Source organism: Planomonospora alba (assembly GCF_039534085.1).
Taxonomy (GTDB): Bacteria; Actinomycetota; Actinomycetes; order Streptosporangiales; family Streptosporangiaceae; genus Planomonospora_B; species Planomonospora_B alba.
In genome coordinates, this window is the sequence record NZ_BAAAUT010000019.1 from 62,233 (window position 1) to 81,462 (window position 19,230).

Sequence of the window (19,230 nt, forward strand, 5' to 3'; positions counted from 1 at the left end):
GCCGGTCACGGCGGGTCCTGCGCGGCGGGCACGCGCAGCGCGATCAGCGCGATGTCGTCGTCGGACTCGCCCAGCCCGGCGAGGACCCCGTCGCAGAACGCCTCCACGGACTCCCGGGCCAGGGCGGCGGCGTGCTGGCGGAGCCGGATCATGCCGTGGGTCAGGTGCTCGTCCGGCCGCTCGACCAGCCCGTCGGTGTAGAGCAGGAGCGTGGAGCCCGTCGGCAGCTCCTCGTAGGCGCCCGTCCGCGACACCCCCGGGTCCACGCCGAGCAGCAGCCCCGCCCCGCCCTCCAGGTAGCGGGTCTCCCCGTCGGCGGTGACCAGCAGCGGCGGCGGGTGCCCGGCGCTGGAGTGGTGGAAGCCCCACGGACCGCTCTCCCCCCCGGTGATCAGGCCGTACAGGCAGGTGGCCGTGCGCGTGCCGTACAGGATCTCGTTGACGGCGTCCAGCCGGCGCAGGATCTCCCCCGGCGGCTCCTGCCGGTCGCAGGCCAGGGTGCGCAGCATGTTGCGCAGCTGGCTCATGACCACCGCGGCGGGCAGGTCGTGACCGGTGACGTCCCCGATGATCAGTGCGATGTCCCCCTTCGGCATGACGAAGGCGTCGTACCAGTCCCCGCCCACCTCCGCGGTCTCGTGGGCCGGGCTGTAGCGGGCGGCCAGGCGCAGCGCGCCGACCTCGGGCAGCCGGTCCGGCAGGAGCGAGCGCTGCAGCCGCTCGGCGATGTGCTGCGCCGCCCGGTACAGCCGCCCGTTGTCCACGGCCAGGGCGACGCGGTGCGCCAGGTCCTCGACGACGGCCTGGTCGTCGGCGGTCAGCGGCCGGGCGGGGTCGGTGCGGGCGACCGTCAGCGCGCCCAGGACCTGCCGCCGCACCCGCAGCGGGGCGACGATCGCGCTGTCGGCCTCCAGCCGGCGCAGCAGCCCCTCCCGCACGGCGCACGACGGGTGGTCGTCCTCCTCTCCGGGCGGCGCCGGGCTCAGCAGCAGCGGGCCGGCACCGCGCAGCACCTGGCCCAGCGGGCCCGGCGCGTCCTCGCAGAGCAGCGGCGGCGGCCCCGCGAACCGGCCGCCCGCCCGCTCCGGGTCGCGGTGCGCCGCCGCCACGCGGTGCGGGTGGCCGTGGTCGTCCAGCAGGTCCACCACGCACCAGTCGGCCAGCTGCGGCACCAGGATCCGGCAGAGCCGGCGGACCGCCTCCTCGGTCGAGAGGGTGCTGGACAGGGCCGACGTCACGTCGCCGAGCAGGGTCAACCGCGCCAGCGCCTGCTGGAACGCCTCATCGGTGTCACACCTGTCCGGCCTGCCGCCCATCACGACCTCTTCCCCGCCGCTGCGTCAGCACGGCGACGACAACCCGCTTCCTGGACTGTGCTCATCAACGGTCTCTTCTCTCCACGCGTGTACGGCCCCGGCGCCGCGCCCCGCCGGCGGCCGGCCCGCCGCACCGTCCCGACCGGTGAGGCTCCTTGCTCACAAGAGCGCAAACGGGTCGATAGGGTGCGGCGGACACGGCCGGGCCGGTGAACCTTTTCTCTTCCTCCTGCCCTCTCATTGCCCAGGCCCGCCGCCCCACCGCCCCCGTCGCCCCAGGTCACCGCCGGGTCGCGGGTGGCGTCCGGCAGGCGAGGAGGTCCCGGACCCCCGGCGGTGACCGCGCCCGCGCGGCGGGCCGGTTGTGGTGATCCCGCGCGGCGGGGAACATACGACAGGCGGTGGGACCGGAAGGGCGGGGAAGGAGTCCCCGGCGGCGCCCCCGCGAGGAGGCGACGTGGCGGACGAGTTCGACGTGATCGTGATCGGGGCCGGACCTGCCGGGGAGAACGTCGCGGACAGGGTCGTGCGGGGCGGGCTGAGCGCCGCCGTCGTGGAGGCCGAGCTGGCCGGCGGCGAGTGCTCCTACTGGGCGTGCGTACCCAGCAAGGCGCTGCTGCGCCCGGTCGAACTGGCCGCCGAGGCGCGGCGGGCGCCCGGTCTGACGGTCGGCCCCGTCGACACCGCCGCCGTGCTGGCCCGCCGCGACGAGGCCGTCTCCCGCTTCGACGACGGCGGCCAGGTCCGGTGGATCGAGGGCGTGCCCGCGGAGTTCGTCCGGGGCCGGGGACGGCTCGACGGTCCGGGACGGGTCGCGGTGGACCTGCCAGGCGGCGGCTCGCGGACGCTGACCGCCCGGCACGCCGTCGTGCTGGCCACCGGGAGCCGCGCCGTCGTTCCGCCGGTCCCGGGGCTGGCCGAGGCGCGGCCGTGGGGCAGCCGGGAGGCCACCGCGGCCAAGGCCGTGCCCGCGCGGCTGGCCGTGCTCGGCGGCGGCGTGGTGGCCTGCGAGATGGCCCAGGCCCTGCACGGGCTCGGTGCGCGCGAGACCACCGTGCTGGTCCGCGGCGACCGGCTGCTGGGCCGGATGGAGCCGTTCGCCTCCGCGCTGGTGGCCGACTCCTTCGCCGCCTCCGGCATCGGCGTGCGCACCGGGGCGGAGGCGGTCCGGGTGGAGCGGCCCGAGCCGGGCGGCCCGGTGACCGTCCACCTCGCCTCCGGCCCGCCGGTCGAGGCCGACGAGCTGCTGGTGGCCACCGGCCGCCGCGCGGCCACGGACGGCCTGGGCCTGGAGACCGTCGGGCTGCCCGGCGACCGGCCGGTGGAGGTGGACGACAGCATGCGCGCCGTCGGCGCCGACGGCGGCCGGCTGTACGCCGTGGGCGACGTCAACGGCCGGGCCCTCCTCACCCACATGGGCAAGTACCAGGCGCGGGTCTGCGGCGACGTCATCGCCGCCCGCGCCAAGGGCGAGCCCGACGACCTGCCCGCGCTGCGCGACGCCGCCGGCGGGTACGGCGCGCCGCAGGTGGTCTTCACCGACCCGCAGGTCTGCTCGGTCGGCCGGACCGAGGCGCGGGCCCGGGCGGAGGGGTTCCCGGTGCGCGCGGTCGAGTACGACCTGGGCGCGGTGACCGGCGCCTACCTGCTCGGCGACGGCTACCGGGGCCGGGCCAAGGCCGTGGTGGACGCCGAGCGCCGGGTGCTGCTGGGCGTGACCTTCGCCGGACCGGGCGCGGCCGAACTGCTGCACGCCGCCACGATCGCGGTGACGGCGGAGGTCCCCCTGGATCGGCTCTGGCACGCGGTACCGTCCTTCCCGACGGTCAGCGAGGTGTGGCTGCGCCTGCTGGAGGCGTACGGACTGTGACCGGCCGGCCCGAGGGGTCACGGGCGGGGAAGAGAACAGTCACGCCGGGGATTCGTTGAGCTGAAGATCACGCGCGCTGGTACACGCGTCGCTATGCTGCTGACCGCTCGCCGGAGTGCGACGGGCTTCCGGCGGGCTCTCGACGCCCCATGCCTTTTCCTCCGGAGGACAAAGCCATCGTCACCGTTTCCCCTGGAAGGGGCGTCGCTCCAGCGGCCGGGCCGCCCGCGGCCTTGGACTGTTCACCGGCACGTTCGGCGGAGCCGGAGGACGAGCGGGCCACGGAGCCGGATCCCCCCGCGGAAGCCGTGCAGACGCCGCCGGCGGAGGCGGAACCCTGCCGGCAGGCGGCTCCGACCGGGCCAGGGGGGCATGGTGTGGGAGAGAACGGCGCCGTCCCCGCGCAGGAGCGCACGGGCTCCGTCCGGCCGGGATGGAACCTCGTCCGGATCTGGGTGTGGACGGCCTCCTCGATGGTGGGCTCCCGGACTCTGAACGTCGTCTACCCGCTGCTGGCCCTGTGGCTGACCGGCTCACCGGTGCAGGCCGGCTGGACCGGGTTCGCCCTGACCCTCCCCACCCTGCTCTTCTACATCCCGGCGGGCGTCCTGGCGGACCGGGTGGACCCCCGCCTCCTCATCCTGGTCACCGAGGCCGCGCGAGGGCTGACCGTGGCCTCGGTCACCGCCGCCGTCGCCTTCGACGCGGCGGACTTCTCCCACATCCTGGCCGCCGCCTTCGTCGAGGGCGCCCTGTGGGTCTTCCACTCTCTCGGGGAGACCGCCCTGATCCGCTCGTTCGTTCCCCAGGGTGATCTGCGCGGTGTGCTGACCACGAGCGAGACGAGTTCGCACGTCGCGGTGCTGACGGCCAGGCCGCTCGGCGGCTTCCTGTTCGGAGTGGCACCGGCGGCGCCGTTCCTGGTGAACACGCTGCTGTTCTTCATGTCCTTCTTCTCCGTGCTGAGCCTGCGGGGCCACGATCCCCGACAGGCGGGGGAGGCGAAGGAGGCGGCGGGCAGGGTCCGCTTCCTCCGGGAGATGGCCGACGGCGTCAAGGCGCTGACCGCGCACCCGTTCCTGCGCAACGCCATGGCGCTCACCACGGTCACGAACCTGATGGTCAACACGCTCATCATGGTCTTCATCGCAGGCTCGGCGTCGCTCCCCCCGCTGCAGGTGGGGCTGGTGCTGGCCGCGGGCGGTCTGGGCGGCGTGCTGGGCTCGGCCCTGGCCTCCGCCATTCCGGCCTTCACCACCGCCGCCAACACCGCCATCGGCTCCGCGGGGCGGCCCGCGTGGCGACTGTCCGAGCACGGGTGGCGCAACGCCATGCTCTTCGCCCAGATGTGGATCTGGGCGGTGGCTCTCTGCGTCGCCGCCTTCGGAGGGCACCCGCTGTTCTTCGGCGCCGCCGTTCTGATGACCGGATGCACGGGGGCGCTCAGCAACGTCTCCATCCGGGCATTCGAGATCGCGAACGTCGAGCGGTCCAAACTCGCACGCGCGGTGAGCGTGCACCGCCTCACCGTGCACGGCGTCGTGTGCTTCGCCTCTCCGCTCGGCGGGCTCCTGGTCTCCGTGCTGGGAACCGCCGGCGCGGCGCAGGGGCTCTTCGCGGCGATGGCCGCCGTCGCTCTGACCGTGACGATCTGGTGCATCGCGCGGCGGATCACCCTGCGGCGGATCGGCAGGCAGACCGCGAAAGCCTGACGGGCCCCGGCGTCAGGCGTACGACGCCAGGCGGTCGGCCTCCGCCTTCAGATGGGCCGGCAGCCCCTGTACCCGCGCGGCCTTGGCCCGCCGGGCGAGATCCGCCGCCTGGCCCGCGTCGCCGGCCAGCTCTCTGATCCTGGCCGCGTAGAGCAGCACGGGCCCGTGCTCTCCCGCCTCGGCGAGGACCGCGGCGATCTCCCGGTCGGCCTCCCGCAGCCGCCCCTCGCGGGCCAGGGCGAGAGCGTACGCCGCCCGGGTGGACGGCCACTGCAGCGGTCTGGCCCGCTCGAAGTCGCGCAGCGCCTCGGCCGTCCGGCCCAGGTCGGTCAGGATCTCGCCCCTGGCCCGCAGCGCCTCGGCGGCGTCCCCCTCCCTGGTGAGGACGTCGTTGAGGACGTCCCTGGCCGCGTCGGGGTGCCCGCCGTACCACAGGGCCCAGGCCAGCTCCGTCTGGATGCCCGTGTCGTCGGGGACGCGGCCGATCGCGGAGTACAGTTCCTGCACCGCGACCGAAGGGTGCCCCTGGGCCAGCCGGAGCCGGCCGATGCCCGCGAGTAGGCGGCCGACCGCCGTGGTGGCGCCGAGCGTCTCGAACAGGACGGCCGCCGTGCGGTAGTGCGCCACCGCCTTGTCGAAGTCCTCGCGCCGGTGCGCGACGTTGCCGAGGAAGGACTCGACCTCGGCGCGGAGCAACGTGTCGTCCCCGCACCGGTTGAGCGCCTCCTCGGCCTGCTTGGCCGCCAGCGCGAACTCGCCGTCGCGGAAGGCGAGCTCGGCGGCGCGCAGGTACTCCTCCGGCAGGATCCGGCTCCCGACCGGCTCGGCGGAGCGGTCGCTTCGCAGGATCGGCTGGATGAGCCGGTCGTGTGAGAGCTCGCACCAGCGCGCGCCCGCCCGGACGTCCTCCCGCAGGATGTGCCGGTCCACGAGGGCCTTGACCACGTAGTTCGGCTCTCCCGCGGTGAGCGTCTCCCCCTGGTAGACGATCTCGCGTTTGCCCTGCTCGGTGATGAAGTTGCGGCGCAGCCACGTCCGCAGCCGGTCGGTGTCGCCGTCGAGGCAGTCCCGGGCCACCTCGGCGATCATGCGTTCCGAGAAGTCGGTGAGCGAGCGGTCGGCGTCGGCGAAGCGGTGCACGTGCTCGGCGGTGATGACCAGCACGTCGTCGGGGAGGGAGCGCCACATGGTGGAGCAGACCACCTGGAGCTGGACCGGCTCGACCGCCTTCGCGTCGGCGACGACCTCCTCACCGAGCGCCCGGCCCACCCTGATCCTGCGCAGGTCCTCCACCAGCTTCTCGGCCGCCCCGGGGGCGAACGAGCGGCCGGTCCCCTCCAGCGGGCCCTCGGTCGCCCGCACCGCCGCCGCCGTGTCGAGGGCCGTCAGCGGGAAGCGGCCCCGGGGTGCGCCGGCCAGCTTGGGCTCGTGGGGAAGGAGCGCGGCCAGGTAGTCCTCGCGGATGGACACCAGCAGCCGCAGGTGCGGGTCGCCGTCCAGAGCCTCGACCAGCTGGTCGATGAACCACTCGCGGTACGGCCGGCGGTGGTCGGGATCGCCGAACAACTCCTCCGCCTGGTCGATCGCGGCCAGGGTCAGGACCGGGTCGCCGTACGGGTCCTGCCGCGGCGGCCTGCGCCGCAGGAAGCCGCGGAGCGTCTGGCCGGCCAGCCGGGTGGGGGTCTCCTCCGGCGCCCAGGACGACAGCAGCGCGAAGACGTGCGGGTTGTGCCGGGAGAGCGCGGCGGAGGGGAAAGGGGAGCCGTGCGAGACGCGGCCGACCGGCAGGATGTCGGTCGTGGTCGGGTCCAGCAGGGGGAGCACGCCCGCCTGGATCAGCGACGTCTTGCCGACCCCGGACGGGCCGTAGAGGATGGTCAGGCGGTTGGCCTGCCACAGGTCCGCGACCTCGTGCGACTCCCTGGCCCGGCCGAAGAACCTGGCGCTGTCCTCGCGCCGGAACGCCCGCAGTCCGACGTACGGCTCCTGCGCCGCCACCGGGTGAACGTCACGCGGGCTCACGAAACCGCCCCCATCCGTCGCCGCAACTCCTTGCAGAACTCCTCTGCGCTTCCCCAGAAGATGGAGATCCGCCAGTCCTCGTAGTAGCGGGCCAGCTGGCGCTGCACCTCCCGCACGTCCGCCCTGGTGGTGTCGAGGGTGGGGGCGAGCTGCACGCTGACGTGCCTGCGCCGGTGGATTCCGGGGACCGCCCTCAGCAGCCCGCGGAAGAGCACCCGAAACGTCCAGTCCTGGAGGCTGTAGCCGATGAACAGCAGGGGACGCTTGGTCAGCGCCGCGAGAATCGACGGGGGCAGCATCTGCTGGCCGCCGCCGACGCCCTCTGCGGCGAGGCTGGTGAGGAACTCCAGGTAGTCGTCCTCTGCCAGCACGATCGAGCGCGGGTCCTGCAGGTTGCCGTGCAGGTGGTAGACGAGCGGCGCGTCCGGCTGCGGATTCCAGCCGGCCTCGCTGCCGAACAGTTCCTCGGCGTAGGGAATGTCCTTGTTCCACGGGCAGACGGCCACGTTGGGCCGTTTCCCCACCGCCCTGAGCGACCGGTGGATGAAATCGTCGTAATTGGTGGTGAGGTACACCGGAAGCGGGAATTCGGCGAGCAGGCCGTGCGGTTCCAGCGGGTCGAGGAAATCCGGCGGGCCCGCCGCGCCCAGTTCGTCGCACACGAGTCGTTTGACGTGCACGGCGTCGCCGTACTTTATGGCCGCGAACTGCGCCACCCGCGGGAGGTCGTGGTCGTCGTCGTAGGGATAACCCCATCTGCGGGCCATCTCCCGGCTGAGCGCCCTGCCCGTGGGAAGTGTTCCCACACAGGCGCCCGACCCGAGGAACGGCGTGCAGTCGCCGTTCCTCAACTGGTAGAGCAGGCGCTCCCACTCGGCGTCATCCATGTCGTCCACGCACGGCACCACCTCGTCGACCGCGGGCTCCGACGGGTCGCGGGCCCGGTGCCGTACGACTCTATTGGTACGGCCAATCCCCGGCGGGAAACCGCGCATCGCTCACCTCACCGGAGAAGGGGGCGGACGAACGCCTCAGCCTTCCGCCGCGCCCGCCGTCCTCCACGGCCCGCCGCGACGGCGGGAGGAGGCGTCAGAGCGAACTCTGGAAGCCCGCCGACGGCTCCCTGTCGTCCAGCACCAGCCGTTCCAGGAATCCGCGCAGCCCCGCCGCGCCGACCTCCTCGAGAGAGGCCAGCGAGACATCGCCGAGGTCGACGATCGGCCTGGACTTCAATTCGACATCGTGCATGTCGCCCCTCGCGCCTTCTGCCGGATCACCTGTTTCCGGTCAGCCCGGAACGGACCGGGGAGCGCCCTTTTCCGCTGCCACGGTCCGTGACGGACACCGGCCTTTAAATGATTCTGTGATATCCCGTCCGGTGAATCAACATCTAAGATGACCGCAGGATCGTTCTCGGTTCACGGGCGGAGGTCCATGGTGGCGGAGCTTTCACACGCGGCGCACGCGATACCGGAGCGGCTGCCCGAGATCTGGGAGAAGGTCCCGCCCCGCAACAGGAACTTCACCGGCCGCGAGGAGCTCCTCACCAAGCTCCGCAGGGGCATGAGCACCGTGACCGCCGTCGTCCCGCAGCCCCAGGCGCTCCAGGGCCTGGGCGGCGTCGGCAAGACCCATCTGGCCATCGAGTACGCCTGGCGTTACCGCTCCCACTACGACCTGGTCTGGTGGATCCCCGCCGACCAGCGCGTCCTGGTGCCGTCGGCGCTGGCGACGATGGCACCCCACCTGGGCCTCCCCAGCGCCGCCACGACCGGCGTGGAGGAGGCGGCCGAGGCGGTGCGCCGGGCGCTCCAGAGCGGTGAGCCGTACCGCCGCTGGCTGCTGATCTTCGACAACGCCGAGGACCCGGCGAAGATCGAGGAGTTCATCCCGCTCGGCCCCGGGCACGTCCTGATCACCTCGCGCAACCCCGACTGGGAGAACCACTTCGAGACCCTGCAGGTCGACGTGTTCGAGCGCGAGGAGAGCATGGAGTTCCTCCGCAAGCGGCTGCGCAGGGAGATCTCCGACGAGGACGCCTCCCGGTTGGCGGAGAAGCTCGGCGACCTCCCGCTCGCGCTGGAGCAGGCCGGAGCGCTCCAGTACGAGACCGGCATGTCCGTCGACGAGTACATCGAGCAGCTCGACGAACAGGCCGGCCGGCTGCTCGGCGCCAACCGCGCCCAGGGATACCCGCTGTCGATGACGGCCGCCTGGCGGGTCTCGGTCTCGATGCTGGAGGACCGGCTGCCCGAGGCGATCCGGGTCCTGCGGTGCTGCGCGTTCTTCGGCCCCGAGCCCATCCCCCGCGACGTCTTCCGCCGGGGCAGCCGGACCCTCGCCCGCCACGGCGGGGACACCGATCCGCAGCTGAGCGCCATCCTGGCCGACCCCATCCTGCTGACCAAGGCCCTGAGCGAGCTGCGCCGCTTCGCCCTGGCCCGGATCGAGCCGGAGACCCGCACCATCCAGGTGCACCGCCTCGTCCAGGCGCTCCTGCGCGACGACCTGCCGGCCCCGGAGCAGCAGGCGCGGGCCCGCCGGGAGGTCCACCTGCTGCTGGCCGGCGCGGGCCCGGGCGACCCGGACGACAGCGCGAAGTGGCGCCAGTTCGAGGAGCTGGTGGGCCACGTCGCCCCCTCGGGGCTGGCCGAGACCACCGACCCCGTGGTGCGCCGGTTCGCCCTCAACATCGTCCGCTACCTGTACCAGGCCGGCAACTACCAGTCGGCCCTCTCCTTCGCCGAGGACTTCATCGCCCGGTGGACCGCGGCCAGCGGGCCGCGGCACCCGGACGTGCTGATCGCCCGCAGGCATCTGGGGAACATCCTGCGCGGGCTGGGCCGCTACGCCGAGGACTACGAGCTCGGCCGCACGAACCTGGAGGAGATGCGCGAGGTCCTCGGGCCCGAGCACCCCGAGACGCTCTCGGCCACCAACGGCTTCGGAGCCGCCCTGCGCGCCAGGGGGGAGTTCCTGCGCGCCCGCGAGCTGGACGAGCAGTCCCGGGAGGTGCACGAACGGGTCTTCGGCGAGACCCACCCCTCGACCCTGCGCGTCATGAACAACCTGGCCATCGACTACGGCCTCACCAGTGACTACACGCGGGCGCGAGAACTGCACCTGGAGACCTACCAGGAGCAGAGCGACGCGACGCAGGGCGTCAGCAAGGCCTCCCTGCTCAGCTCATGGCAGAACCTCTCCCGCGCCGTCCGGCTCTGCGGCGACTACACCGAGGCGCGCGACATCGGCGAGGAGGCGCACGCCTACGGGGTGCTGGAGCTGGGCCCCGACCATCCCACCACCCTTCTGACGGCCAAGGACCTGTCCATCGCCAAGCGCCGCTCCGGTGATCTCACCGAGGCCCTGGAGCTGGCCCGCGACACGCACGCCCGGCTCCAGCGGATCTTCGGCGACGAGCACCCCGACACGATGGCCGCCGCGGTCAACCTCTCCAACGCCCTGCGCGTGACCGGCGAGCTCGGCGAGGCCTTCGCCCTGGCGGAGCAGACCGTGGAGCTCTACCCCGGGGTGTACGGCGAGGACCACCCCTACACCCAGGCGTGCCGGAGCAACGTCGCGATCCTGCACCGGCTGCGCGGGGACGCGGAGAAGGCCAGGGACATCGACGAGAAGGCCCTGGAGCGGCTGGCCGCCAAGGTGAGCCGGACGCACAACTACTCGCTGGCCTGCGCGGTCAACCTCGCCTCGGACCTGGCGGCCCTGGGCGAGCACGCGCGGGCCCGGGAGGTCGGCGAGGACGCCCTGGAGCGGCTCCACCGCCTCTTCGGCGAGAACCACTACCTGTCGCTGCTGTGCGCGGCCAACCTCTCGCTCGACCTGCGGGCCGTGGGCGCGGACAAGGAGGCCGAGCGGCTGCGGGCCGAGACGCTGGAGCGCTACGCGCACAGCCCGCTGGCGTCGGTCCAGCCCGACATCCTCGCCGCGGTCGCGGGGGTGCGCATCGACTCCGACTTCGACCCGCCGCCGATCTGACGGCCGCCGGGTCAGGCGTTCCGCCTGGCCCACTCCTGGCGGTGGCGGTCGGCCTCGCGGCGCGCCTGCGCCTGCGCCGCGGCGTCCACCGGCTCGGCCAGCGCCCGCTCCAGCGCGGCCCGCATCACGGCGACGAACTCCCGCCCCTGCTCCGTCAGGCAGCCGCTTCCTTCGAGGGTGCCGGTGACGAGGTAGGCGCCCTCCCGCCAGCGGGCGAACTCCACCTGCGCGCGGAAGGCCGTCTCGCCCGTCTCGAACCTCCGCTGGCGCCGCCAGAACTCGGTGACGCCCAGGTAGGCGTAGGCGCCCTGGAGCAGCCCGTACACCGGGCGGGGGTCGGGCCGCCAGGGCGCGTAGTGGCGCTGCCCGTCGTCCGGCAGCGTGAGGTCCACCACATCGGTGAGCGCCGTCAGCTTCGCGTGCTGGACCTCGTGGGCGAAGGTCTCGGCGAACCCGAGACCGTGCCGGGGCTCCGACAGCGCCATGGTCCCGAACGTCTCCCGGGACGTGGCGCTGTTCTGCCCGCTCTCGGGCGCCCGGATCGGGGTGAGGACGGTGATGCCCGCGGCCACCTCCTCGGCGACGGCCGGGTGGTGCGCCGTCAGGATGCGCCAGGCATCCCGCAGGCACGACTCCCACCAGCGGCGCCGCTCCGGGCTCAACCGCGTCCCGACGGCCCCGGTGTCCGCCCACCGGTACGGGTCGAGGTCGTCGACGACCAGGCTGAAGTCGGGCGTCACCGGGAGCCGGTGCAGCGCCTGCCAGCCCGGGCCGTCCAGGAAGGGGTCGGCCCGCACCGTGAAGGGGCCGATGCCCAGATCGGCCCCGAGGCCGTCCGGCCGGACCACGACGTCGGCCACCGGCCCCGCCTCCGCGGGCAGGGTGAGCAGTCCCAGGGACGGCAGCATGACGCTCCGGCCCGCGACGGGCAGCCGGACCTCGCACGCGGTCCGCGAGCCGACCGCGGCGGCCACGGCCAGCGCGCCCATCCTGCCCGGGTCCTCCGCGCCGTCCCCGCGCCGCAGCGACCGGTAGGTCCGCCAGGCCCAGGCCCCCGCCGCCGGGTGCGTCAGCACCCGGCCGGCCTCCTGCGGCGCCCGCCCCTCCATCTCGGTCAGCAGCCCGTAGGCGTCGGCCGTCAGGGCGGCGTGCGGGTGGCCGGTCTCCGCGGCCTCCTCCACGACCCCGCGCAGCAGCAGCATGTGCTTCACCCGCTGCGCCGCGCGCAGCGCGTGCACGGCGGCGGCCCCTCCCCCGCCCGCCGCCAGTTCGGCGAGGGTCCCGTCGGGGAGGGGGCGTGCGAAGAGTCTCATCGGCTTCCCTTCAGCAGGGCGACGTCCCGCGCGAGCGTTGCGTGGATGTGGGTGATGAGCCGGTAGAGGTCGGGGCAGTAGACCGAGGGGGCCTGGAACCCGGTGACGGTGTTGTAGCGGTGGGCGTAGAGCCCGCCGCCGCAGACCCTGACGAGGTCGCACCGGCGGCAGGTGGCCGCCAGCGCGAGCTCGCCGATCTGCCGTGCGGCGATGGCCGGGTGCGCGAGCACCGCGTCGAAGGAGTCCCGCAGCACGTGCATGCGGGTCGCGGTGGCCCCCTGGTAGCTGGACTTGAGGATGTCCGACTGCTCGATGCCGCCGTCCGTCTCGATGACGGCCATGCGGACCGGGGACAGCCCGACGGCCTCCGTGCGCGAGGCACGGCCGGTCAGCAGGCGCATGATCTCGGTGAACAGCCGGACCTCCGTCGTGGCGGCCGTGCCGTACCAGCGGTCGAAGACCGCGATCAGCCAGTCGGCGTACGGCGTGGCGGGCGAGGCCGGATCCCGGAAGGGCGGGGGCGCGGCCCAGTTGCCGTGCGGCAGCAGGAAGTCGACGGCGGGCGGGTCGAAGGCCAGCAGCGCCTCGTAGGTCGCCACCGGGTCGTTGCGGATGTCGATCGTGCAGAGCAGGCCGCTGAACAGGTGGTGGAAGCGTCCGGAGGCCAGCCTGCGCAGGGCGGCCGTGACGGCGGCGTGGCTGCCTTTCCCGCCGGCGAAGCGCCGGTGCCGGTCCTGCCCCTCCTCGTCCCCGTCGAGGCTGACCCCCACCCGGATCTCCAGCTCGTCGAAGAGCCGCAGGAACGCCTCGTCGAGGCGCACGCCGTTGGTCTGCACGGAGACGCGCACGCGGGTGCCGACGTCGGCGGCGGCGGCCCGGACGGCGCGCACGGCGCGGGAGATGAGGTCGGGCCCGGCCAGCAGGGGCTCGCCGCCGTGCAGGATCACCTCCACCTCGGCCAGGTCGTGGGCGAGGGCGTGCTCGGCGATCCGCGCCGCCGTGCGGTCGACGACGGCCTCCGACATGCGGCGCGGCTGCGACCGCCAGGACTGGTCGGCCATCTCGTACATGTAGCAGTACCTGCAGGCGAGGTCGCAGCGACTGTGGATCTTCAGGATGAACTGCTGGAAGGCCGACGGCTGCCATCCCGAGGCCAGCAATCCGTCCACGTCGAGCATTGCCGGAAACATGTTTTCGGGTGGCAGATTTTCGGTTTTGGGATTTTTCGACAACCGCGGCACACCTCTCTTGCGCCATTTCCCATTTCGCCTGACTTCGCATCGATAGTCAAGATCTCCGGACCGGACGGTGGAATCGTTACGGAAAGCGGCGGTGGCGCTCGGCGGTTCCGCCTTCCGGAGCGGGCCTCCTCCTCTATCCTGCGCTACGTAATCTGCTCTCAACGCGGAGGCTGAGCGGTGCGCGAGTGGCCGTCGACCCTCGATGTCGGGGAACTGATGGCCGGCGGCTGGCGGCCGACACCGTTCCGCCAGTTCATTCTGAAGATCCACAGCCGCTGCGACCTCGCCTGCACGTACTGCTACATGTACGAGATGGCCGACACCAGCTGGCGCGGCCGCCCGAGGCGCATGGCGCCGGAGACCTTCGCCGCCGCGGCCCACCGGATCGCCGAGCACGCCCGCACCCACGGCCTGCCGGAGATCGAGCTCGTCCTGCACGGCGGCGAGCCCCTGCTGGCCGGCCGGGAGGCCGTCCGCGACCTCGTCACCCGGGTCCGCGCCGCGGTCGGCCCCGGCACGCGCGTGCGGGTCTCCCTGCAGACCAACGCCGTGCTGCTCGACCGCCGCCACCTCGACCTCTTCGCCGAACTGGACGTCCGCGTGGGGGTGAGCCTCGACGGGGACGAGGCGATGCACGACCGCAGCCGGCGGCGCCCGGACGGCCGGGGCAGCCACTCCGCCGTCGTGGCGGCCCTCGGCCTGCTCACCTCGCCCGCCTACCGCCATCTGTTCGGCGGCCTGCTGTGCACCGTCGACCTCAGGAACGACCCGGTGGGCGCCTACGAGGCGCTGCTGGCCTTCGACCCGCCCGCCGTCGACTTCCTGCTGCCGCACGGCAACTGGACCGCGCCGCCTCCGGGACGCCGTCCGGAGGCGGCGGCCACGCCGTACGCCGACTGGCTGATCACGATCTTCGACCGCTGGTACCGCTCGCCCCGGCGGCCCACCCGGATCCGGCTGTTCGGCGAGATCATCCACCTCCTCCTGGGCGGCGTCTCCGCCAGCGAGCACGTGGGCCTGTCCCCCGCGGCCATGGTGGTGGTGGAGACCGACGGCGGCATCGAGCAGTCCGATTTCCTGAAGTCCGCCTACCACGGGGCGCCCGGGACCGGACTGCACGTGGCACGCGACTCCTTCGACGACGTCCTGCTCCTGCCCTCGATCGCCGCCCGCCAGATCGGCGAGCTGGCGCTGGCCGACGCCTGCCGCCGCTGCCCCGTCTCCCGGGTCTGCGGGGGCGGGCTGTACGCCCACCGCTACCGGGAGGGCCGCGGGTTCGCCAACCCCTCGGTCTACTGTCCCGACCTGCTGCGCCTCATCACCCACATCAAGCACACCGTCGAAGCCGACCTGTCGGCACGGACCGGGGGACGCCCATGAAACTGCGCGAGCACCGCATACCGGCGAAGGTGTTCTCGGAACTGGCCGGCGGCGGCGGCGGCGCCGGCGCGGTCGCCCGGCTCGCCGCGGCCCAGCGCAGCAAGCACGTGCTCCTGGTCCGCGGGGTGGTGGAGAGCGCACGGACGGCGGGCCACCCGCAGGCCGCCGCCGCCCGCCGCGCCTACGACCTGCTGGCCGCCGTCCAGCGGCGTCGTCCGGACGCGGTCGAGGCGGTCCTGCGCCACCCCTCGGTCGGCGCCTGGGCCCGGCACACCGTGATCGCCCTCAAGGCCGGGGACGACCGGGCGAGGCCGGAGCAGCTGGCGGCGCTCGCCGCCGCCGCGGCGATCCGCTCCGGCACGGTCTGCGAGGTCGACGTGCCCGCGGTGGAGGGCGTGGTCACCCTGCCCTCCCTGGGGCAGGCGGTCCTGTCCCCGACCGCCTCGGAGGCGACGGTCCAGTGCTTCCCCGACGGCGCGGACGTCATGGCCGGCACCCTCGTCGTGCGGGTCCCGGACGATCCGCGGCAGGACGCGCCCGGCTGGCGAGGGCTGCGCACGCTGGCGGCGGAGGCCGACGGCACGCCGTTCCGGGTCACCGTCGACGACCTCGACCCCTACCGCATGCCGGGCACGGCGAACATGGGCGGCCGGCTCACCGCCGCCGAGATCGGACGCTGGCAGACGACGCTGACCGAGGCGTGGCGCCTGCTCGTCCGGCACCACCGGGCCGTCGCCGGCGAGGTGGGCGGCGCGGTCTCCGTGCTCACCCCGCTGACCGCGCCGCCACAGGGCCTGTCGAGCGCGTCCTCCCGCGAGACCTTCGGCTGCGTGGCGCTGTCCACCCCGCCGGACGCCACCTCGTTCGCGGTGACGCTGGCCCACGAGACGCAGCACGTCAAGCTCTCGGCCCTGCTCGACCTCGTGCCGCTGACCGGTCCCGACGACGGCTCCCGCCACTACGCGCCCTGGCGGCCGGACCCGCGGCCCGTCCCCGGACTGCTCCAGGGCGCCTACGCTTACCTGGGCGTGACCGACTTCTGGCGGCGCCGGCTCGCCGTCGACACCGGTGAGGCGGCGCTGGAGGCGGGGGCCGAGTTCTCCCGGTGGCGCGAGGCCGCCCGCCTGGTCTGCGGGACGCTCCTCGGCAGCGGTCTGCTGACCCCGCCCGGGGAGTCCTTCGTCACCGCGATGGCGCGCCGGCTCGACGGCTGGGCGGAGGTGGCGGTGCCGGCCGGGGCCCGCTCGCTCGGCCGCGAGCGGGCGGACCGGCACCGGGCCCTCTGGCTGGAGCGCAACGGCTGATCCGCGGAGCCGGTCCGCGTGATGCCGCTCCCGGGTGGCGGGGCACGCGCCGGTCAGAGGGCGGGCGGGTCGAAGTCGAAGTCGAGCCGTTCGCCCGCCGCCGCGACCCGGGCGTCGGGGTGGTCCTCGCCGAGCACCCGCCGGTAGCGCTCGAAGGTGTCCTGCGCCAGCGCCTCGGCCTCGTCCCCGGCGCCCGTGGCGCGCAGGTCCGCCACCAGGTTGGCCGCCCCGGCCAGCGTCAGCGGGTGGTCCTCGCCCAGCAGGTTCCGCAGCCTGCCGAGGGTGTCCTCGCCGAGCCCCCGCGCCTGCGCGCCCTCGCCCAGGGCGGCCAGGTCGCTGGCGAGGTTGATGGCGCAGGTCAGCGAGTAGTGGTGGTCCCGGCCGAGCCGCTCGTCGAACCCGGTGAGGGACTCGTCGTCGAGCCGGTGGGCCTCCTCGGCGTCGCCGTTGACCCGCAGCAGCAGGGCGAGGTTCATGTCGCAGCCGTAGCGGAAGGGATGGTCCTCGCCGAAGATCCGGGGGTAGCGCCCGGCGGTGTCCCGGAGCAGCTCCAGCGCACCGGCCGTCTCCCCCGTCGCCCGCAGGGCGTTGGCCAGGCAGAGCGCCGCGGCGAGCGTGTCGGGGTGGTCTCGGCCGAAGACGCGCTCCATCCGCTCGAAGGTCGGCTGGGCGAGCTCGAGCGCCTCGTCGACCAGCCCGGCCCGGCGCTTGGCGATCGACAGGTCCTTGGCGGTGCGCAGGGTCCACAGGTGGTCGGCGCCCAGCGTCTGGACGGCGAACTCGTAGGCGTCCTCTCCGGTGTCGCAGGCCTCGAAGTACCCGCCGCGCAGCCGCACGATGCGGGCCAGGCCGTTCCAGGTGATGACCTCCTCCAGCTTGCTCGCCCCGGGGCTGCGGCTGCTCCTCCTGAAGGTGTCCTCCTGCAGCTCGAGTGCCTTCTCGTAGTCGCCGACCAGCAGGTAGTCGACGGCGAGGTTGTTCATGACCTTCAGGGTGCTGGGGCTGGAGTCGCCGAACACCTCCCGGTGCCGCCGCAGCGACTCCAGGTCGTGCTCGAGGGCGGCCGTGAAGTCGCCCCGCGTCCGGAAGTCGGCGCCGTGGCTGTTGGTGAGCAGCAGCGTCTCCTCGTGCTCCGGCCCGTGGACCTCCCGCATCCGCTGGAGGGTCGCCTGGTTGAGTTCGAAGGCCGCCTCGTATTCGCCGAGCTCGCGCAGGATGATGCCGAGGTGCCACCGCGCGGAGAAGACCGACGGGTCGTCCCCGCCGGCGTCCCATTCCTGCAGGAACTCCTGCACCAGGTCGCGGGCCGACGGGTAGTCGCCGGAGGAGTAGAGGTAGCGCACGGTTTCGAGGGCGAAGCGCCGCACGGCCGGGTCCCCGGACGCCTTCACCCGCGCGGGGGTCACGTGGCCGAGCAGCTCCGCGTAGCGGGGCCAGGCCTCGGTGTCGTTGGGGTCGCCCGGTGCCGCCGCGGCGAGCAGGAGGTGCACCTCGTCCCGGAACGCCTGTCTGTCCTCCTCGCTCACGTCCTCGCGCAGGAGCGCCTGGACCAGCCGGTGCACCTGGACCGTGCGGCTCCCCGAGTCGATGCGCGCCAGCGCGTAGCGGCCCAGCTCCCGGATCGCCTTGCTCAGCAGGATCGGGTTGGCCAGGAGGCCGGCGAGGCGCGAGCGGCTCATCTGCTCGTCGGTGAGCTTTCCGAACACGTCCCGTGGGATGGGCTCGGGCCCGAAGAAGGCGCAGCACTTCAGCAGCTCCACCGCCTCGGGCAGCTTCGCCTCCAGCTGCGAGACCGACAGCGCCCAGGCGGCGGTCATGGACAGCGGGTAGTCGGACGGCTTGTTGGCGTCCAGCAGCTGGGCGGTGCGCTCGTGCAGCAGCCGGAGGTACTCGTCCACCGACATGCCCGTCTCCGCCTGCAGCGCCCCCGCCTGCTCCAGCGCCAGGGGGAGGTCGCCGAGCTCCCGCGCCAGCCGGCTCGCGTCCTGGGGACCGATGCCCCTGACCCTCTTGCACAGGAACTCGACGCTCTCCTGCCGGCTGAAGACGTCGACGGGGACGGTGTCGACGACCCCCTGCCAGGCGTGGTTGCGCGAGGTGATCAGCACGTGCCCCGGGCCGCGCGGGACGACGTCGTTGATCTCCTCGGGCTGCTCGGCGTTGTCGAAGACGAGCAGCCACCTGGCGTACGGCTCGCCGCGGCGCAGCGCGTCCAGCACCGCAGCGGCCGCGTCCTCGATGCCCGTGACGTTGGAGGGCGGGAGCCCGAGGTGGGGGGCGAGGCCGGCCAGCGAGGAGCGGACCAGCATCGGCTGGTCCGCGGGAATCCACCAGACCAGGTCGTACTCGTGGCGGTAGCGGTAGGCGTACTCGATGGCGACATGGGTCTTGCCGACCCCGCCGAATCCGTGGAGGGCGTGCGGGACCACCGCGGTGACCTGGGAGGTGATCCCCTCGTGCAGTTTCTCGAGGAGATCGTCCCGTCCGGTGAAGTTCTTGTTCCGCTGGGGGACCTTGCCCCAGACCTGGGGCTGGCGTCCCGGCTCCCGGGCCACCCCTGAAGACTGCGACACCGCCACGCGACCGCCTCCGCTTGCTGGGTTCGCCTCAGCCTAGACGCCGGGGGCCGACGAGGGGATGGGCATGGGGGCGAGGTTCTCCTGCCACATTCCCGAAGGCGAACATAATGGACAGAATGCTTGACACTTTCCCGGACCGCGCTCGGCGCACTTCCTTGGGAAACCGTTCGCGGAAACGCGACCGAAACCCCCTGCCCGGGCCGGAACCCGGTAGGTATAGTTTCCCGCGGGGGGACGGCAAGCGTCCGGTCGCACACGAGGAGATCACATGGGCGAGGAGGCCGTCAAAGGCCCCGCCGGCACCGATGCCGGAATCATCGACGTGAATGGCATCCCCCTGAGCGAACTGGCCGGTCTGGACGACTCCGTCCTGGACCACGCGCTCCGCCGCGTGCTCGAGAAAGACAACACCGGCCCGGTGGCGGGATTCTCCGCATCCATATAGCACCGCTTGACTTCCACGCCACCCCTGTGGGAGACACAATGTCACCGGGGAC

General features: G+C 73.4%; 13 protein-coding genes. 6 read left to right on the forward strand and 7 right to left on the reverse strand.

Features of this window, described 5'->3' with window-relative positions:
- Positions 1-5 precede the first annotated feature (5 nt).
- Positions 6-1,316, reverse strand: coding sequence for a PP2C family protein-serine/threonine phosphatase (locus tag ABD823_RS13700; RefSeq protein WP_344859420.1), 1,311 nt, complete (start codon positions 1,314-1,316; stop codon positions 6-8).
- 457 nt (positions 1,317-1,773) lie between these two features.
- Here ABD823_RS13700 and ABD823_RS13705 point away from each other — a divergent pair, with 457 nt between their 5' ends.
- Entirely contained in the window at positions 1,774-3,186 is a 1,413-nt protein-coding gene (locus ABD823_RS13705) for a dihydrolipoyl dehydrogenase family protein (RefSeq protein WP_344859422.1), read from the forward strand.
- A gap of 377 nt (positions 3,187-3,563) precedes the next feature.
- Positions 3,564-4,898, forward strand: coding sequence for an MFS transporter (locus tag ABD823_RS13710; RefSeq protein ID WP_344859424.1), 1,335 nt, complete (start codon positions 3,564-3,566; stop codon positions 4,896-4,898).
- Positions 4,899-4,910: 12 nt separating this feature from the next.
- Here the strand turns inward: ABD823_RS13710 and ABD823_RS13715 are convergent, their stop codons facing one another.
- The 3 genes from ABD823_RS13715 to ABD823_RS13725 form a co-directional block, all read right to left on the reverse strand.
- Positions 4,911-6,920 (reverse strand): tetratricopeptide repeat protein, encoded by a 2,010-nt coding sequence (locus tag ABD823_RS13715; RefSeq protein ID WP_344859426.1) that lies wholly within the window; start codon positions 6,918-6,920, stop codon positions 4,911-4,913.
- Positions 6,917-7,807 (reverse strand): SIR2 family NAD-dependent protein deacylase, encoded by an 891-nt coding sequence (locus ABD823_RS13720; protein WP_344859497.1) that lies wholly within the window; start codon positions 7,805-7,807, stop codon positions 6,917-6,919. Before ABD823_RS13720 ends, ABD823_RS13715 begins: the two co-directional genes overlap by 4 nt.
- Positions 7,808-8,009: 202 nt before the next feature.
- The gene (locus ABD823_RS13725) at positions 8,010-8,168 is read right to left on the reverse strand and encodes a hypothetical protein (protein ID WP_344859428.1); all 159 of its coding nucleotides are present in this window, start codon (positions 8,166-8,168) and stop codon (positions 8,010-8,012) included.
- A gap of 189 nt (positions 8,169-8,357) precedes the next feature.
- Between ABD823_RS13725 and fxsT (ABD823_RS13730) the strand changes: the two genes are divergently transcribed.
- On the forward strand, positions 8,358-10,916 hold the full coding sequence (gene fxsT, locus ABD823_RS13730; RefSeq protein WP_344859430.1) for an FxSxx-COOH system tetratricopeptide repeat protein: 2,559 nt from the start codon (positions 8,358-8,360) through the stop codon (positions 10,914-10,916).
- 11 nt (positions 10,917-10,927) lie between these two features.
- On the opposite strand, the gene ABD823_RS13735 is transcribed toward fxsT (ABD823_RS13730), so the two are convergent.
- Complete coding sequence (locus ABD823_RS13735) at positions 10,928-12,229, reverse strand: HEXXH motif domain-containing protein (protein ID WP_344859432.1); 1,302 nt, start codon at positions 12,227-12,229, stop codon at positions 10,928-10,930.
- Positions 12,226-13,407: an FxsB family cyclophane-forming radical SAM/SPASM peptide maturase gene (locus ABD823_RS13740; protein WP_344859434.1), complete on the reverse strand. Its 1,182-nt coding sequence runs from the start codon at positions 13,405-13,407 to the stop codon at positions 12,226-12,228. Before ABD823_RS13740 ends, ABD823_RS13735 begins: the two co-directional genes overlap by 4 nt.
- A gap of 240 nt (positions 13,408-13,647) precedes the next feature.
- Here ABD823_RS13740 and ABD823_RS13745 point away from each other — a divergent pair, with 240 nt between their 5' ends.
- Together ABD823_RS13745 and ABD823_RS13750 are read left to right on the forward strand one after the other, a co-directional pair.
- Complete coding sequence (locus ABD823_RS13745; protein WP_344859436.1) at positions 13,648-14,850, forward strand: FxsB family cyclophane-forming radical SAM/SPASM peptide maturase; 1,203 nt, start codon at positions 13,648-13,650, stop codon at positions 14,848-14,850.
- Positions 14,847-16,154, forward strand: coding sequence for an HEXXH motif domain-containing protein (locus ABD823_RS13750; protein ID WP_344859438.1), 1,308 nt, complete (start codon positions 14,847-14,849; stop codon positions 16,152-16,154). The genes ABD823_RS13745 and ABD823_RS13750 overlap by 4 nt, the downstream gene beginning before the upstream one ends.
- A gap of 53 nt (positions 16,155-16,207) precedes the next feature.
- On the opposite strand, the gene fxsT (ABD823_RS13755) is transcribed toward ABD823_RS13750, so the two are convergent.
- Positions 16,208-18,733 (reverse strand): FxSxx-COOH system tetratricopeptide repeat protein, encoded by a 2,526-nt coding sequence (fxsT, locus tag ABD823_RS13755; RefSeq protein WP_344859440.1) that lies wholly within the window; start codon positions 18,731-18,733, stop codon positions 16,208-16,210.
- A gap of 268 nt (positions 18,734-19,001) precedes the next feature.
- Between fxsT (ABD823_RS13755) and fxsA the strand changes: the two genes are divergently transcribed.
- Positions 19,002-19,178: an FxSxx-COOH cyclophane-containing RiPP peptide gene (gene fxsA / locus ABD823_RS13760; RefSeq protein WP_344859442.1), complete on the forward strand. Its 177-nt coding sequence runs from the start codon at positions 19,002-19,004 to the stop codon at positions 19,176-19,178.
- The last annotated feature ends 52 nt before the right edge of the window (positions 19,179-19,230 follow it).

What these genes read in the sequence shown, in the direction of transcription:
- fxsA (WP_344859442.1), top strand. Translation starts at nt 19,002, where the DNA reads ATGGGCGAGGAGGCCGTCAAAGGCCCCGCCGGCACCGATGCCGGAATC.
- ABD823_RS13735 (WP_344859432.1), bottom strand. Translation starts at nt 12,229, where the DNA reads ATGAGACTCTTCGCACGCCCCCTCCCCGACGGGACCCTCGCCGAACTG.
- ABD823_RS13750 (WP_344859438.1), top strand. Translation starts at nt 14,847, where the DNA reads ATGAAACTGCGCGAGCACCGCATACCGGCGAAGGTGTTCTCGGAACTG.
- ABD823_RS13720 (WP_344859497.1), bottom strand. Translation starts at nt 7,807, where the DNA reads ATGGATGACGCCGAGTGGGAGCGCCTGCTCTACCAGTTGAGGAACGGC.
- ABD823_RS13700 (WP_344859420.1), bottom strand. Translation starts at nt 1,316, where the DNA reads ATGGGCGGCAGGCCGGACAGGTGTGACACCGATGAGGCGTTCCAGCAG.
- ABD823_RS13740 (WP_344859434.1), bottom strand. Translation starts at nt 13,407, where the DNA reads ATGCTCGACGTGGACGGATTGCTGGCCTCGGGATGGCAGCCGTCGGCC.
- ABD823_RS13725 (WP_344859428.1), bottom strand. Translation starts at nt 8,168, where the DNA reads ATGCACGATGTCGAATTGAAGTCCAGGCCGATCGTCGACCTCGGCGAT.